The sequence below is a fragment of the Streptomyces diacarni genome (genome assembly GCF_003323715.1).
Taxonomy (GTDB): Bacteria; Actinomycetota; Actinomycetes; order Streptomycetales; family Streptomycetaceae; genus Streptomyces; species Streptomyces diacarni.
In genome coordinates this window covers 24672-38324 of sequence record NZ_QOIN01000053.1, presented here as the reverse complement: position 1 = coordinate 38324, position 13653 = coordinate 24672, and the positions used below count along the sequence as shown (strand labels likewise).

Annotated in this window: 11 protein-coding genes; 2 read left to right on the top strand and 9 right to left on the bottom strand. The window is 71.6% G+C overall.

Going from position 1 to position 13653, the window contains the following annotated elements; genetic code table 11:
• Positions 1 to 48 precede the first annotated feature (48 nt).
• The 4 genes from DTL70_RS26585 to galT all read right to left on the bottom strand — a co-directional run bounded on the left by DTL70_RS26585 (position 49) and on the right by galT (position 4672).
• Positions 49 to 1002, bottom strand: coding sequence for a response regulator transcription factor (locus tag DTL70_RS26585; protein WP_114024552.1), 954 nt, complete (start codon positions 1000 to 1002; stop codon positions 49 to 51).
• A gap of 288 nt (positions 1003 to 1290) precedes the next feature.
• Positions 1291 to 2496: a galactokinase gene (gene galK, locus DTL70_RS26580; protein ID WP_114024551.1), complete on the bottom strand. Its 1206-nt coding sequence runs from the start codon at positions 2494 to 2496 to the stop codon at positions 1291 to 1293.
• Positions 2493 to 3488 (bottom strand): UDP-glucose 4-epimerase GalE, encoded by a 996-nt coding sequence (gene galE, locus DTL70_RS26575; protein ID WP_114024550.1) that lies wholly within the window; start codon positions 3486 to 3488, stop codon positions 2493 to 2495. Before galE ends, galK begins: the two co-directional genes overlap by 4 nt.
• Positions 3485 to 4672 carry a galactose-1-phosphate uridylyltransferase gene (gene galT / locus DTL70_RS26570; RefSeq protein ID WP_114024549.1) on the bottom strand — a complete coding sequence of 396 codons (1188 nt, stop codon included), beginning with the start codon at positions 4670 to 4672 and terminating at the stop codon, positions 3485 to 3487. The genes galE and galT overlap by 4 nt, the downstream gene beginning before the upstream one ends.
• 280 nt (positions 4673 to 4952) lie before the next feature.
• On the opposite strand from galT, the gene DTL70_RS26565 reads away from it, so the two are divergent.
• Both DTL70_RS26565 and DTL70_RS26560 read left to right on the top strand, forming a co-directional pair.
• Positions 4953 to 6623, top strand: coding sequence for a sodium:solute symporter family protein (locus tag DTL70_RS26565; RefSeq protein WP_114024548.1), 1671 nt, complete (start codon positions 4953 to 4955; stop codon positions 6621 to 6623).
• Positions 6624 to 6651: 28 nt separating this feature from the next.
• Complete coding sequence (locus DTL70_RS26560; protein WP_114024547.1) at positions 6652 to 7029, top strand: hypothetical protein; 378 nt, start codon at positions 6652 to 6654, stop codon at positions 7027 to 7029.
• A gap of 96 nt (positions 7030 to 7125) precedes the next feature.
• Here the strand turns inward: DTL70_RS26560 and DTL70_RS26555 are convergent, their stop codons facing one another.
• From DTL70_RS26555 to DTL70_RS26535, 5 genes are all read right to left on the bottom strand, one after another.
• Positions 7126 to 7803 carry a response regulator transcription factor gene (locus tag DTL70_RS26555; RefSeq protein WP_114024546.1) on the bottom strand — a complete coding sequence of 226 codons (678 nt, stop codon included), beginning with the start codon at positions 7801 to 7803 and terminating at the stop codon, positions 7126 to 7128.
• Between the two features lie 272 nt (positions 7804 to 8075).
• Positions 8076 to 9929 (bottom strand): outer membrane protein assembly factor BamB family protein, encoded by a 1854-nt coding sequence (locus DTL70_RS26550; RefSeq protein WP_114024545.1) that lies wholly within the window; start codon positions 9927 to 9929, stop codon positions 8076 to 8078.
• A gap of 355 nt (positions 9930 to 10284) precedes the next feature.
• Positions 10285 to 12123 carry an ABC-F family ATP-binding cassette domain-containing protein gene (locus DTL70_RS26545; RefSeq protein WP_114024544.1) on the bottom strand — a complete coding sequence of 613 codons (1839 nt, stop codon included), beginning with the start codon at positions 12121 to 12123 and terminating at the stop codon, positions 10285 to 10287.
• Positions 12124 to 12213: 90 nt separating this feature from the next.
• Complete coding sequence (locus DTL70_RS26540; protein WP_114024543.1) at positions 12214 to 13077, bottom strand: DMT family transporter; 864 nt, start codon at positions 13075 to 13077, stop codon at positions 12214 to 12216.
• Positions 13074 to 13562 (bottom strand): YbaK/EbsC family protein, encoded by a 489-nt coding sequence (locus DTL70_RS26535; RefSeq protein WP_114024542.1) that lies wholly within the window; start codon positions 13560 to 13562, stop codon positions 13074 to 13076. The genes DTL70_RS26540 and DTL70_RS26535 overlap by 4 nt, the downstream gene beginning before the upstream one ends.
• Positions 13563 to 13653 lie beyond the last annotated feature (91 nt).

The following is a 13653-nucleotide window of genomic DNA, read 5'->3' as shown; positions in this document are numbered from 1 at the left end:
GGTAGAGGCGGCACAGCATAGGCACCGGGTGCGGCGCCTGGTGGGATCTCAGCGCGCCGCCGCGGGCTCCAGCTCGGCCGGGCCCACGCCGGCGCGCCGGGCGAGGGCGACCGCGGCCAGGGTGGAGTGGACGCCCAGCTTGCCCAGGACGTTCTGCATGTGGGTGCGCACCGTGTGCGGCGAGAGGTAGAGCCGCTCGGCGACGGCCTTGCGGCCCAGTCCTGCGACCATGCAGCGCAGCACCTCCCGCTCGCGCGGGGTGAGGGATTCGACGAGGCGTTCGCTCTCGGTGCGGTGCTTGCGGGTGGCGGTCAGTTCCCTGAGCACGCCGGTGAGGAGGGCGGGCGGCAGGTGCGTCTCGTCCTTGAGGACCCCGCGGATGACCTGGAGCAGCCGGGAGAGGGAGCAGTCCTTGGCGACCCAGCCGCCTGCCCCTGCCTGGAGTGCCGCAGCGGCGTGCCGGGGGTCGTCGCGCTCGGCGAGGACGACGGTGCGCACGGCCGGGTACTCGGTGCGTACGCGCGCCACCAGCGGTAAGCCGCCCGCAGGCGCGGACACGGCGGTGGTGGGAGAGGCCGAGGAGGCGGCGGTGGCCGTCACGTCGGCGGGCTGTTCCTCCAGTGGCCCGGCGCCCAGGTGCCGGGCGTGGAGGGCGGCGGAGGCCGGGAGCGTCGCCGTGGCGGCGGCTGCCGGGACGGCGGCCGAGGCCGGGCCCGGCGCCTGGGCGGCGGGCCGCTCGCCGTTCGTGCGGACGGACAGTGACGGCGGAGGCGGCGGAGGCGGCGGGGGCGAGGTGCCGTTCATGGGTGTGCCCAAGTCGGCGTCGACCAGCAGGACGTCGAACCTGCGGCCCTCCGCCGCGCCCCGCTCGAGATGGCGCAGCGCTGCCGTTCCGCTGCCCGCCGCGCCCACTTCGACATCCTGTTCGGCCGCGAGCGCGGCGGCCAAGGACTCGGCGAAGATCCGGTGGTCGTCGACGACCAGCACGCGAATACGTTGCATGGCACCCCCTGGCAGTGCGGGCACGGCGCCCATGTGCGGGAAGCGCGCAGCGACACGGCCGCCGCCGTGTTCGTCTGTCTACCCCGCCCCTGGGCGTCGTACCCGGCTGTCTCGCCCCCTGATCAGCGCCGGCCCCCACCGGCGCTGTGCATACGACTCAGGGTACGGCTGGGCTCTGGCATGGGAAGGCAAATCACAAAACTTGCGGGCATCTTGTGAGCCCAGGGACCGCTCACCGCAGCACGCCGGGAGCGCGCACAGCGCTCGCCGGGGCGCTCACGGGGGCGCTCACAACCGCCGCGCCCCCGCGCTCGGTACGGCCTCGAACAGGTGCGGCACCAGGTGGCCCGCCGACGCGAACGTGGAGGTGACGGCCGCGCCGACCCTCTCGGTGTCCGCCTCCTCCACCAGTACGAGCGCCGAGCCGCCGAAGCCGCCGCCGGTCATCCGGGCGCCGAGCGCGCCGGCGGCCAGCGCCGTGTCCACGACCAGGTCCAGCTCCTGGCAGGAGACCCGGAAGTCGTCCCTGAGGGAGGCGTGTCCCGCGCTGAGCACGGGCCCGACTTCGCGGGTGCGGCCGGCGTCGAGCAGCGCGATGGTCTCCTCGACCCGCCGGTTCTCGGTGACGACGTGGCGTACGCAGCCGCGCACCTCGGGATCGTCGAGGCGCTCGTCCAGGCGGGCCAGTGCCGTGTCCAGTTCCTCGTGGGAGACGTCGCGCAGCGCGGGCACGCCGAGCGCCGCTGCTCCCGCCTCGCAGGCCCGGCGGCGTCCCGCGTAGGCGCCGTCGGCCAAGGTGTGCTTGACGCGGGTGTCGACGACGAGCATCCGCAGCCCCTCGGCCGCCAGGTCGAAGGGGACCTGGCGTTGCGCCAGGTCGCGGGTGTCCAGGTGCAGCACGTGCCCAGCGGTGCAGCACGCGGAGGCCATCTGGTCCATGATGCCGCAGGGCATGCCGACGAAGTCGTTCTCGGCCTGCTGGCACAGGCGGGCCAGCGATTCGCGCGAGAGGCCCAGGTCGTACAGCTCGGACAGTGCCGCGCCGGTGGCGACCTCCAGCGCGGCCGACGAGGACAGTCCGGCGCCTGTGGGCACGGTGCTGGCCAGGTGGATGTCCGCGCCGCCGACGGGCGCAGAGGCCTCGCGCAGCGCCCAGGCGACGCCCGAGGGGTACGCGGCCCAGCCGCCGTCCCGGCCTGGAGTGAGCGCGTCGAGCGGCACCTGGTAGGCGGCGCCGGGCACGTCGCCCGAGTGCAGCCGCACGATGCCGTCGTCGCGGCGGGCCGCGGCCAGGTGCACGGTGTGCGGCAGCGCCAGCGGCATCACGAAGCCGTCGTTGTAGTCGGTGTGTTCGCCGATCAGGTTGACCCGCCCGGGGGCCGCCCACACGCCGTCCGGCGTGCGCCCGTAGACGGCCCTGAAGCCTTCCCGCACGTCTTCCCTGGCGCCTTCCCCGCCGCCTGCCGCGGCGTCCTGGCGCGTTCCCTCGCTCACGTGCGGGCTCCTCCCCTGGCCTCCGCCGTGGCGTGCTGGGCGAACCGCCAGGCGTCCTGCACGATCTCGGCCAGTCCGCTGCGCTCGGGCTGCCAGCCCAGTGCGGTGCGGGCGCGCTCGGCGGAGGCGACGAGCACGGCCGGGTCACCGTCCCGGCGCGGCGCGACCGTCTCGGGCACGTCGTGCCCGGTGACCTTGCGGACCGTCTCGACGACCTCGCGGACGGAGAAGCCGTTGCCGTTGCCCAGGTTGCAGATCAGGTGCTCGCCCTCGGCGGCCTGCTCCAGCGCCATCAGATGGGCCCTGGCCAGGTCGGCGACGTGGATGTAGTCGCGCACGCAGGTGCCGTCAGGGGTGGGGTAGTCGTCGCCGTAGACGGAGATCGACGCACGCCTGCCCTGGGCGACCTGGAGCACCAGCGGGATCAGGTGGGACTCGGGGTCGTGGCGCTCGCCGTAGGCGGTGCCGTCGGAGGCGAAGTAGGCGCCGGCGACGTTGAAGTAGCGCAGGGAGGCGGCCGCCAGCCCGTGCGCCCGGCACTCGCCGCTGATCATGTGGTCGACGGCGAGCTTGGAGGCGCCGTACGGGCTGGTGGGCGCGGCCGGGTCGGTCTCGGTGATGGGGGTGCGTTCGGGTTCGCCGTAGACGGCGGCGGTGGAGGAGAAGACGAGTGTGCGCACTCCGGCGTCGCGCATGGCGGCCAGCAGGTCGAGGGTGCCGCCGACGTTGTTGCGCCAGTACTTCTCCGGGTGCTCGACGGACTCGCCCACCTTGGAGTGCGCCGCGAAGTGCAGCACGCCGTCGTAGGAGGGGTCGAGCACGCGGGCGGCGTCCTGGATGCGGCCGCTGACGAACGTGGCCCCCTCCGGCACCCCCTGCGGGAAGCCGGTGTCCAGGTCGTCGAGCACGGTGACGGTGTGTCCCGCCTCCAGCAGGTGTGCCGCCACCACACCGCCGACGTAGCCGGCGCCGCCGGTCACCAAGTACTTCATCGAGAAGCCACCTCCCGCAGTCGTTTCGCCGCAGCTTCCGGCGGCACGTCGTTGATGAACACGTTCATGCCGGACTCGGAACCCGCGAGGAACTTCAGTTTGCCGGGAGCCCGTCGGATGGTGAAAAGCTCCAGATGGAGGGCGAACTCCTCGCGCGCCGCGCGCCGCGGCCCGCCGCCCGAGCCGACAGCGCCACCGCCCGAGTCGGCACCGGCGCCGCCCGCGGGGTCGGCCGTGTCGCCGCCACCGCCGTCGAAGGGCGCCTGGTGCCAGGCGGCGATGTAGGGGGTGCGCGGTTCGTTCTCGCCGAAGAGGCGGTCGAAGCGGCGCAGCAACTCCAGGTAGATGCCGGGGAACTCCGCTCGCGCCGCCTCGGGCAGTGCGAGCAGGTCGGGCACCCGCCTCTTGGGGTAGAGGTGCACCTCGTAGGGCCAGTGCGCCGCGTAGGGCACGAACGCGACCCAGTGCTCGCCGTCGATGACGACGCGCTCCCCCGAGGCGAGCTCGGCGGCGAGCAGGTCGTCGAAGAGGTTTTCGCCCGGGTGCCGGGCGCCGTACGCGGCGACGGAGTGCAGCATGCGCGCGGTGCGCGGGGTGGTGAAGGGGTAGGCGTAGATCTGTCCGTGCGGGTGGGAGAGGGTCACCCCGATCTCCTCGCCGCGGTTCTCGAAGCAGTAGACCTGCTCGACGCCGGGCGTGCGGGACAGTGCGGCGGTGCGGTCGGTCCACACGTCGAGGACGAGCCTGGCCTGCTCCTCGTCGAGGTCGGCGAAGGAGGCGTTGTGGTCGGAGGTGAAGCTGACGACCTCGCAGCGCCCGGCGCCCGGCGCGTGGCGGAAGAGGGCGGCGGGGTCCTCGTGCCGCACGGCGCCCGGTGCGCCGTGGAAGGAGGGGAAGCGGTTCTCGAAGACGGCGACGTCGTACGTCGGCTCGGGGATCTCGCTCATCCGTCCCTCGCGGGAGGGGCACAGCGGGCACTCGTCGGCCGGCGGGTGGTAGGTGCGCGCGTTGCGGTGTGCCGTGACGCCGACCCACTCGTCCAGCAGCGGGTCGTGCCGGATCTCGGAGTGCGCCTCCACGGGCGGCATGGGGCGCTGGTCGGCCGCGGTGCGGGCGGTGTCGTCGTGCAGGTCGTAGTAAACGATCTCGCGGCCGTCGGCAAGGCGGCCTGAGGTCTTCTTCACCGGGTGGCTCCTCGTTCTGTGACCTCAAACATAATCGCACACAAGGAACCACGAGCCAACAGAATGTTCAACGCCGACCCCGTCACGCAGCACACCCTCCGCCACGGAGCACTCTCCCGTACCGCGCAGGGACCAACCAGGACACAGGGGGACTTTTCCCTGTTGTTGGACCCTAACAATCATCACAATCAAACAAACCTCTGCAACACGTCCCTTCAAAAGTCGAAGCATTGTCGGTACGTTCGCGGTCGTTCCGATCGCGCGATGAAGCGAGTGACTGATGTTGCACCTGGCCGAAGGGCTACGGCTCCCCACCAACGGACTCGATTACACACTTCTTGGCATCTACTTCGTCGTCGTGCTCGGGATCGGCTTCGCCGCCCGGCGCAGCGTGAAGACGAGCCTCGACTTCTTCCTCTCCGGCCGGTCGCTCCCCGCGTGGATCACCGGCCTGGCCTTCGTTGCCGCCAACCTCGGCGCCACCGAGATCCTCGGCATGGCCGCCAACGGCGCCCAGTACGGCGTCTACACCGTGCACTGGTACTGGGTGGGCGCCATCCCCGCCATGGTCTTCCTCGGCCTGGTGATGATGCCCTTCTACTACGGCTCGAAGGTGCGCTCCGTCCCGGAGTTCCTGCTGCACAGGTTCGGGCCCTCGTCCCACCTGCTCAGCTCCATCATCTTCGCCGTCTCCTCGGTACTGATCGCCGGCGTGAACCTCTACGCGCTGGCCCTCGTGCTCAAGGCGCTGCTGGGCTGGGAGCTGTGGGTCTCCATCGTGATCGCGGGCTTCTTCGTCCTCGCGTACATCACGCTCGGCGGACTCTCCTCGGCCATCTACACCGAGGTCCTGCAGTTCTTCGTCATCCTCGCCGCGCTGATCCCGCTCACCGTCGTGGGCCTCAAGCGGGTCGGCGGCTGGGGCGGCATCAGCGACACCCTCTCGGGCGAGAAGGGTGACGCGTTCATGACCGCCTGGGACGGCACGGGCATCGGCTCGGGCAACCCGCTGGGCGCCAACTGGCTGACCATCGTGCTCGGCCTCGGCTTCGTGATGAGCTTCGGCTACTGGACGACGAACTTCGCCGAGGTGCAGCGCGCCCTGTCGGCCAAGAACCTCTCCGCGGCCAAGCGCACCCCGCTGATCGCCGCGTTCCCCAAGATCTTCATTCCGGCCGTCGTCGTCATCCCCGGCCTGATCGCGCTCGTCATGGAGCCCACCCTCGGCAAGACCAAGGACGGGCTCCAGTACAACGACGCCATCCCCGTACTGATGCGCGACCTGCTGCCCAACGGCGTGCTCGGCATCGCGGTGACCGGTCTGCTGGCGGCGTTCATGGCCGGCATGGCGGCGAACATCTCGTCGTTCAACACCGTCTTCACCAACGACATCTACGCGGCCTACCTGAAGAAGGACCGGCCCGACGAGCACTACGTGCAGACAGCGCGCTGGGTGACGGTCGTCGGTGTGCTGATCGGCATGGGGACCGCGTTCATCGCCTCCTCGTTCAGCAACATCATGAACTACCTGCAGACGCTGTTCTCCTTCTTCAACGTGCCGCTCTTCGTCGTCTTCATCATCGGCATGTTCTGGAAGAAGACCACGCCCGCCGCCGGGTTCTGGGGGTTGCTGAGCGGCACCGTCGCCGCGATGGTGAACTACTTCTGGTTCTACAAGCAGGGCGTCATCGACATCCCCACCGACCAGGGCGCCAACTTCGTCTCCTCGATCGTCGCCTTCGTCGTCGGCTCCGTGGTGATGGTGGCCGTCACCCTGTTCACCAAGTCCAAGCCGGCCGAGGAACTCGCGGGGCTCGTCTACGGCACCAGCTCGCCCGGCGCCCCCGAGCTGCCGGAGAAGGGCGACGACGTCTGGTACCGCAAGCCCGCGCTGCTGGGCTGGGGCGCCATGATCCTCGCCGCCCTCTGCTACATCCCCTTCTCCTTCTGAGCCGCGACGCGAAGGACACTGAAGCGCAATGAGCGACATGAGCAACGAGTCCGCCGCCCAGCAGGCGGCAAGGGACGTCGAGGAACTGGAGCAGCGCTCCCAGACCGCCGCCCGCCTCTTCGACGTACGGCGCATCATCGGCGGCCTCTTCGTGGTCTACGGCGTGATCGTCACCCTCGCGGGCGTCTTCGCCTCCGACGAGGACCTGAAGAAGGCCCAGGACATCAACATCAACCTGTGGACCGGCATCGGCATGCTGATCCTCGGCCTGGCCTTCCTTCTGTGGCTGCGCCTGTCACCGACCATCCCGCCGCCGGACGCGGAGAAGGGGGCCCCGGAAGGTACGGACGGCAACGAGGGGACGGCAGGTACGGAACGCGGCGAGGGCGGGGACTCCGGGAAGTAGGAGACCCCCTTCGAGGCCGGCGCGGGCCCGCTTCGCCCACCACGGGCGACGGGCCCGCGCCCCCGGCGCCGGGCCACGGCCCGCGCCGCCCGCGGCTCAGGCGCCCGCGCTGCCGCCCGCCCGCTCCAGCAAGCCCGTGCGGGCGGCGAGCGCGGCGGCCTCCAGCCGGGAGCCGACGCCCAGCTTCATCAGCACACGCTGCACGTGCGTGCGCGCCGTCGACGGCGCGATCCCCATGCCGGCCGCGATCAGCCGGGTGTCCTCACCCTCCGCGACCCGCACCAGGACCTCGACCTCCCGCGGCGTGAGCAGCTGCAACAGCCGCGCCCCCTCGTCGTCGGGCTCGGCGGCGGGGTTGAGGAGCTCGGCGAACGACTGCGCCAGCAACTGCGGTGCGACGGCCGCCTCACCGGCGCGGGCCTTGACCATGGCCCGCTCGACGCCCTCGATCCGCTCGTCGTGCCGCACATAGCCCGAGGCGCCCGCCGCGAAGGCCGCGGCGATGCCGCGCGGGCTCGGCACCGGGCCCAGCACGACGAGGGCTATCTGCGGTTTCTCCCTCTTGATGCGCACGACGGGGTCGAAGACGCCCGGTTCGGCGGGCGCCGCCGTGCCCAGCAGGCACACTTCGGGCGCCCGGCTGATCACCAGCTCGGCGGCGCCCGCGCTGGGCGCGGCCGCCGCGAGCACCCGGTGCCCGCGCAGCTTGAGCGCCGAGGCGAGGGCCTCCGCGAGCAGGCGATGATCGTCGACCACCATGAGCCGTACGCTCATAAAAGTTCGCTCCCCCACACACTGCTGCCACTGCCGAAGGCCCCGCGCCCCCTCCGCAGCCCCTCCTCCTGTCTCCGGGAAGCTACACGCTCACTCGCGGTTCCGCTCCCCTTACGAAGCGAAATCCCCAAGGGAGAGCTTGAACGCTGCGCCTCGGGCAGCCGGCCTGGGCGCCGCGCCCCAGCGCTCCTCGACGAGCACCCCGCGCACACACGCGTCGGCCCGCCACGGAAGCACCGTGGCGGGCCGGGAATCCTCTCGCGAGGGGCGCGTCAGCCGCCGGTGGGTCCGTACCCGACGGCCAGGCGCGGCGTCTCGTCGTCGGACGAGCGACGCTCCGAGATCAGGTCGTCCTGGAGGAAGAGCCTGTTGTTCTCGAAGATGATCGGCGCGTCGACCGAGTAGGCGTCGACCGAGAAGGCCTGCTCACCCTGGCCGATGTCGGAGGCCGGCATCTTCAACAGCCGCGTCTGCTTGCCCTTCTTCGGCTCGATGGTGACGATCTCACCGCCGTGCCCGTAGCTGGGCGTCTTGTAGCCGAGGACGTTCGAGCCCTGCATCTTGAACGGGATGATCGTGCGGTCCTCGCCCGCGCTCGACTTCCACTTGGCCTTGCCCGTGTCGAAGTCGAAGGCCATGACCTCGTTGGTCTCGGACAGGTCGGAGGAGCCGTCGTGCTCGGTGGTCGACAGGTAGACGGTGTCGGGTCCGACCGCCATGGCGTAGCAGCCGTTGACCTCTAGTTCGCAGGGCTTGTTGTAGCGCTCGCCCAGCGAGATCTTCGCCTTGAGCTTCTTGTCCTCGCCGACGGTCAGCACGTCGCTGGTCAGCTCGTCACCGGCGCCGGCGACCAGCACCAGCGGGTCGGTGGAGGCCACCCGCACGTCCTTGACGCCCTTGGGCGGCTCGTACTTCCACTTGGCCTTGCCGGTGTCCGGGTCGAGCTTTTGGATGGAGACCTGCGGCTTGTCGTAGTCGCGGCCGCACTCGACGACGGCGACCAGCGACTTGCCGCCCTGATAGCCCTTGTCGCGGCAGTTGCTCGGCTTGGCCTCCCACACCTTCTTCTTGTCGGAGATCTTGTAGCCGACCGAGCCGCCGATCCAGGCGGAGGCGACGGTGTCGCCGCTGATGGCGACGTTGTCGACCGACCGGGTGTCGGCGTTGGGCATCGTCTTGTCCCAGGCGATCTTCTTCGCGTCCAGGTCGACGATGACCATGCGGTTGCAGTCCGCCGCCGGGGAGATCGTCGCCTGCACGACGACGGCGACCTTGTGGTCCTTGGTCATCTCGTTGGAGGCCGCGCAGACGTTGCCCTTGAGGGAGATCTTCGTCTGTTTCTTCGTCTCCAGGTCCTGGACGATCATCTCGTGGACCGAGGACTTGGCGAAGACCTTGTCGGTGGCCCACGCGCCGGCGACGCCGGTGACGTCGTTGACGCTGGGCGCCTTCAAATCGACGATCTGCTGGGCCTGGGTGTTCTTCGGCGGGGAGTTGGGGTTCTTCTCCGCGGCCGGGCTCGGATCGTCCTTGCCGCCCCCGCCACCGCCGCCGTCGTCGTCCTTGGTCAGGAAGAAGACGCCACCGCCGGCTATGAGCACGACGGCGACGACGGCCGCCACGATCATGAGGACCTTGGAGTTGTTACTGCCGCCCCCGCCGCCCGGCATGCCGCCGGGGGTGTTGGCGTACGGGTAACCACCGGGCGGCTGCTGACCGTACCCGCCGGGCATCTGCTGCTGGCCGTACCCGCCGGGCGGCGGCCCGGGCGGGGCCGGGGGTCCCGGCGGGGTGGGCGGACCCGACGGCGGGGGCACGGCGCCGAACGCCGCCTGGGTGGGCGCCGCGTGGCCCTGGTCCTGACCCTGGGGGTAGCCGTAGCCGGGGGGCGCCGCGGGTGTCGGCGGCTCCTTGGAGAACGAACCGGGCGCCTGCGGCGGCTGCGGAGGCTGCTGCGGCGCACCGTACGGCTGCTGGCCCGGCTGCTGGGGATAGCCGTACGGCTGCTGGCCCGGCTGCTGCGGGTAGCCGTACGACGGCTGCCCTTGCGCGTCCTGTGGCGGGTCCTGCGGTGCGCCGTAGCCTCCTGATGGCGGCTGACTAGGCGGCGGAGGCGGCTGCGACATGAACTGTTCCCTCGTGACGGGCAGACCGACGCCGGACCCTCAAACCCCCGTAGGGCGGAGCGAATCGGACATGTGGCCTGCCAATGGCAGACTTCGGAGCGGAAGTTCTTTCTACCATCGGACACGATCCGGCCACGGGGTCGGTTCCGGCACCCGTTCACCGTGACACCGACTCGCAACAACCTCGGGACCGATCCGGAACCCGCACCGCCCTCTTTGCCCGTATAAGAGCGCTGCGCGACGGTACGCCCCGAAGGGGCGCGGGGAACCGCGCGAGACGCCACCGCCCACCCGCGGACCGCACGCGACGGGCAGTGGCACCCCCTGGCCGGAGCACGCAGCCGCAGGGGAACCCCTATGCGCCCTCCGACTCCGCCAGCTCCAGCCAGCGCATCTCCAGTTCCTCCCGCTTGTCCCTGACCTCGCGCAGCTCAGCGTCGAGCTGCGCCACCCGCTCGAAGTCGGTGGCGTGCTCGGCCATCTCGCCGTGCAGCTCCGCCTCGCGCTGCTCGGTCTTCTCCAGCTGCCGCTCGATGCGCTGCATCTCCTTCTGCGCGGCGCGGGAGAGCGCCGCCGGCTTCCCCGCGGGCTTCGCCGCCGGCGCCGCGGAGGGCCCGCCCGCGCCACCGGCCGGTGGCGCCACCCGCGCCTCCATGCGCGCGCGGCGCTCCAGGTACTCGTCGATGCCGCGCGGCAGCATCCGCAGCGTCCCGTCACCGAGCAGCGCGTGGACGCGGTCGGTGGTGCGCTCGACGAAGTACCGGTCGTGCGAGATGACCACCAGCGAGCCGGGCCAGCCGTCCAGCAGGTCCTCCAGCTGCGTGAGCGTCTCGATGTCCAGGTCGTTGGTCGGCTCGTCCAGGAACAGGACGTTCGGCTCGTCCATCAGCAGCCGCAGGATCTGCAACCGCCGCCGCTCACCGCCCGACAGGTCGCCCACCGGCGTCCACTGCTTCTCCTTGGCGAAGCCGAAGCGCTCGCACAGCTGCGAGGCCGTCATCTCGCGGCCCTTGCCCAGGTCCACCCGGGAGCGGACCGCCTCCACGGCCTCCAGGACGCGCACGGCCGGGTCCAGCTCGGCCACCTCCTGGGAGAGGTAGGCCAGCTTCACCGTCCTGCCGACCTTGATCCGCCCCTCGGTCACCAACGGCGAGGGGTGCTCACCCTGGGTACGGGCGGTGTCGGCGAGGGCCCGCAGCAAGGAGGTCTTGCCCGCCCCGTTGACGCCGACCAGGCTGATCCGGTCACCGGGGCCCAGCTGCCAGGTCAGGTGCTTGAGCAGCACCTTCGGCCCGGCCTGCACCGTCACGTCCTCGATGTCGAAGACGGTCTTGCCAAGGCGCGAGCCGGCGAACCGCATCAGCTCCTGATTGTCCCGCGGCGGCGGCTCGCCCTCGATCAGCGCGTTCGCCGCCTCGATGCGGAAACGGGGCTTGCTGGTGCGCGCGGGGGCGCCGCGCCGCAGCCAGGCCAGCTCCTTGCGGACCAGGTTCTGCCGCTTGGTCTCCTCCTGCTGCGCGATGCGCTCCCGCTCGGCGCGCGCGAAGACGTAGTCGGAGTAGCCGCCCTCGTACTCGTGCACGGCGCCCCGCTGCACGTCCCACATGCGGGTGGCGACCTGGTCGAGGAACCACCGGTCGTGAGTGACGCACACCAGCGCAGCGCGCCGCGCCCGCAGGTGCCCTGCCAGCCAGGAGATCCCCTCGACGTCGAGGTGGTTGGTCGGCTCGTCCAGGACGATCAGGTCCTGCTCGGCGATCAGCAGCTGGGCGAGCGCGATACGGCGGCGCTCGCCGCCGGACAGCGGGCCGATCACCGTGTCGAGGCCCTGCGGGAAGCCCGGCAGGTCGAGGCCGCCGAAGAGGCCGGTGAGCACGTCGCGGATCTTCGCGTCTCCCGCCCACTCGTGGTCGGCCATGTCGCCCACCACCTCGTGGCGGACCGTCGCCCGCGGGTCGAGCGAATCGTGCTGCGTGAGTACGCCCAGGCGGAGGCCTCCCGTGTGGGTGACCCGGCCCGCGTCCGGCTCCTCCTGGCGGGCCAGCACCGTGACGAGCGTCGTCTTGCCGTCGCCGTTGCGGCCGACGACGCCGATCTTGTCGGTCTCGTTGACGCCCAGCGAGACGGCATCGAGAAGGGTGCGGGTGCCGTGCGCCTTGGTGACGGCTTCGAGGTTGACGAGATTGACAGCCATCTCACTCCTGTTGGGGACCAGCCCTCAAGGGTAGTACTTGCCGCGCGGCGACCGGGGTCTCCCGTCGGGGGCCCGCTGGGCTCGCGGACCCTACGTGCCGTGCAGCATCAGGGCTATGCCGCTGACCATGAGCACGCTCGCGGCCGTCCGCGGCCAGCCGAAGCGCTCCTTGAAGAAGAGCGCGCCGATGGCCGCCCCGGCGATGATCGAGGACTCGCGCAGCGCCGCCACCGGGGCCAGCGGCGCCCGGGTCTGCGCCCAGAGCACCAGCCCGTACGCCAGCACGGACAGCGCGCCGCCCAGCAGGCCGCGCAGCGCGATCGGTCTCAGCTGCGCCGCCAGCCCGGAGCGCCGGGTGGCCAGCGCCCACAGCGGAATGGCGATCCCTTCGAGCAGCATCAGCCACGCGATGTAGCCGAGCGCGGACCCGGAGGCCCGCACGCCGACCCCGTCCACGACGGTGTACGAGGCGATGGCGAGACCCGTGCAGACGGCCGCCGTCAGGGCGGGCCACTGCGGGGCACCGCCCGCCCGCTCCTTCTTGCCACGCAGCCCCCACAGCGCGACCCCGACCAGCCCGGCGGACGCCAGCAGCACACCGGCGAGCTGCCAGGGGCCCGGCATCTCGTGCACAAACACGGCGGCGAGCACGGTCACCACCAGCGGCGCCGTCCCGCGCGCGATGGGATACATCTGCCCGAACTCCCCCATCTGGAAGGAGCGCATCAGCAGGAGCTGGTAGACGACGTGCAGGGCGGCCGACACGAGCAGCGCGGGCCACGCGTCCGCGGCGGGCAGGGGTGCGAAGACGGCGAGGACGGCGCCGCAGAGCGCACCGCCGGCGCCGACCAGCGTGAAGGCCAGGAGCTGGTCCCTGATGCCGTGCGCGAGCGCGTTCCAACTGGCGTGGGTGAGCGCCGCGGCCAGGACCGCGGCGACGACTATCGGGGTCACGCGGCGCCTTCACGCACGTCGACGAGGGCGCCGCCCGTCTGCTCGATCAGCGTCGTGGGCGTGAGCGCGAAGACGCTGTGCGGGGTGCCGGCCGCCGCCCACACGGCGGTGTGCCGCAGCAGGCCCCGGTCGGCCAGGACACGCATCTCGGCGACGTGCCCGAAGGGCGGCACCCCGCCGATCGCGTAACCGGTGGCCGCGCGCACGGTGTCCGCGTCGGCGCGCTGCACGGCGGCGCCGCCGAGAGCGTCGCGGACCAGGCCGACGTCGACGCGGGAGGCGCCGTCCATCAGGACGAGGACGGGTGCCCCGTCGGCCGTGAAGACGAGGGACTTCACGATCTGGCTGAGCTCGCAGCCGATGGCGGCCGCGGCGTCGCCCGCCGTGCGGGTGCCGTCGGGGAACGTGCGGACCTCGACGTCGTCGAGGCCGCGGGCGGTCAGGGCTTGCGCGAAGCGTGGGTGAACGGTGGCGGACTGCGTCATGTACGGGACGCTACCGGTACCATCCCGCGCGCCCGCCGCGCCCCTTCCCCCGCGCGGAGCCCCGGACTCCCCCGGGGCCCCGACCGCGCTC

Bases quoted from the DNA above. Each gene is read 5' to 3' on its own strand.
- DTL70_RS26585 (WP_114024552.1), bottom strand. From the start codon at position 1,002: ATGCAACGTATTCGCGTGCTGGTCGTCGACGACCACCGGATCTTCGCC.
- galE (WP_114024550.1), bottom strand. From the start codon at position 3,488: ATGAAGTACTTGGTGACCGGCGGCGCCGGCTACGTCGGCGGTGTGGTG.
- DTL70_RS26565 (WP_114024548.1), top strand. From the start codon at position 4,953: ATGTTGCACCTGGCCGAAGGGCTACGGCTCCCCACCAACGGACTCGAT.
- DTL70_RS26560 (WP_114024547.1), top strand. From the start codon at position 6,652: ATGAGCGACATGAGCAACGAGTCCGCCGCCCAGCAGGCGGCAAGGGAC.
- DTL70_RS26555 (WP_114024546.1), bottom strand. From the start codon at position 7,803: ATGAGCGTACGGCTCATGGTGGTCGACGATCATCGCCTGCTCGCGGAG.
- DTL70_RS26550 (WP_114024545.1), bottom strand. From the start codon at position 9,929: ATGTCGCAGCCGCCTCCGCCGCCTAGTCAGCCGCCATCAGGAGGCTAC.
- DTL70_RS26545 (WP_114024544.1), bottom strand. From the start codon at position 12,123: ATGGCTGTCAATCTCGTCAACCTCGAAGCCGTCACCAAGGCGCACGGC.
- DTL70_RS26535 (WP_114024542.1), bottom strand. From the start codon at position 13,562: ATGACGCAGTCCGCCACCGTTCACCCACGCTTCGCGCAAGCCCTGACC.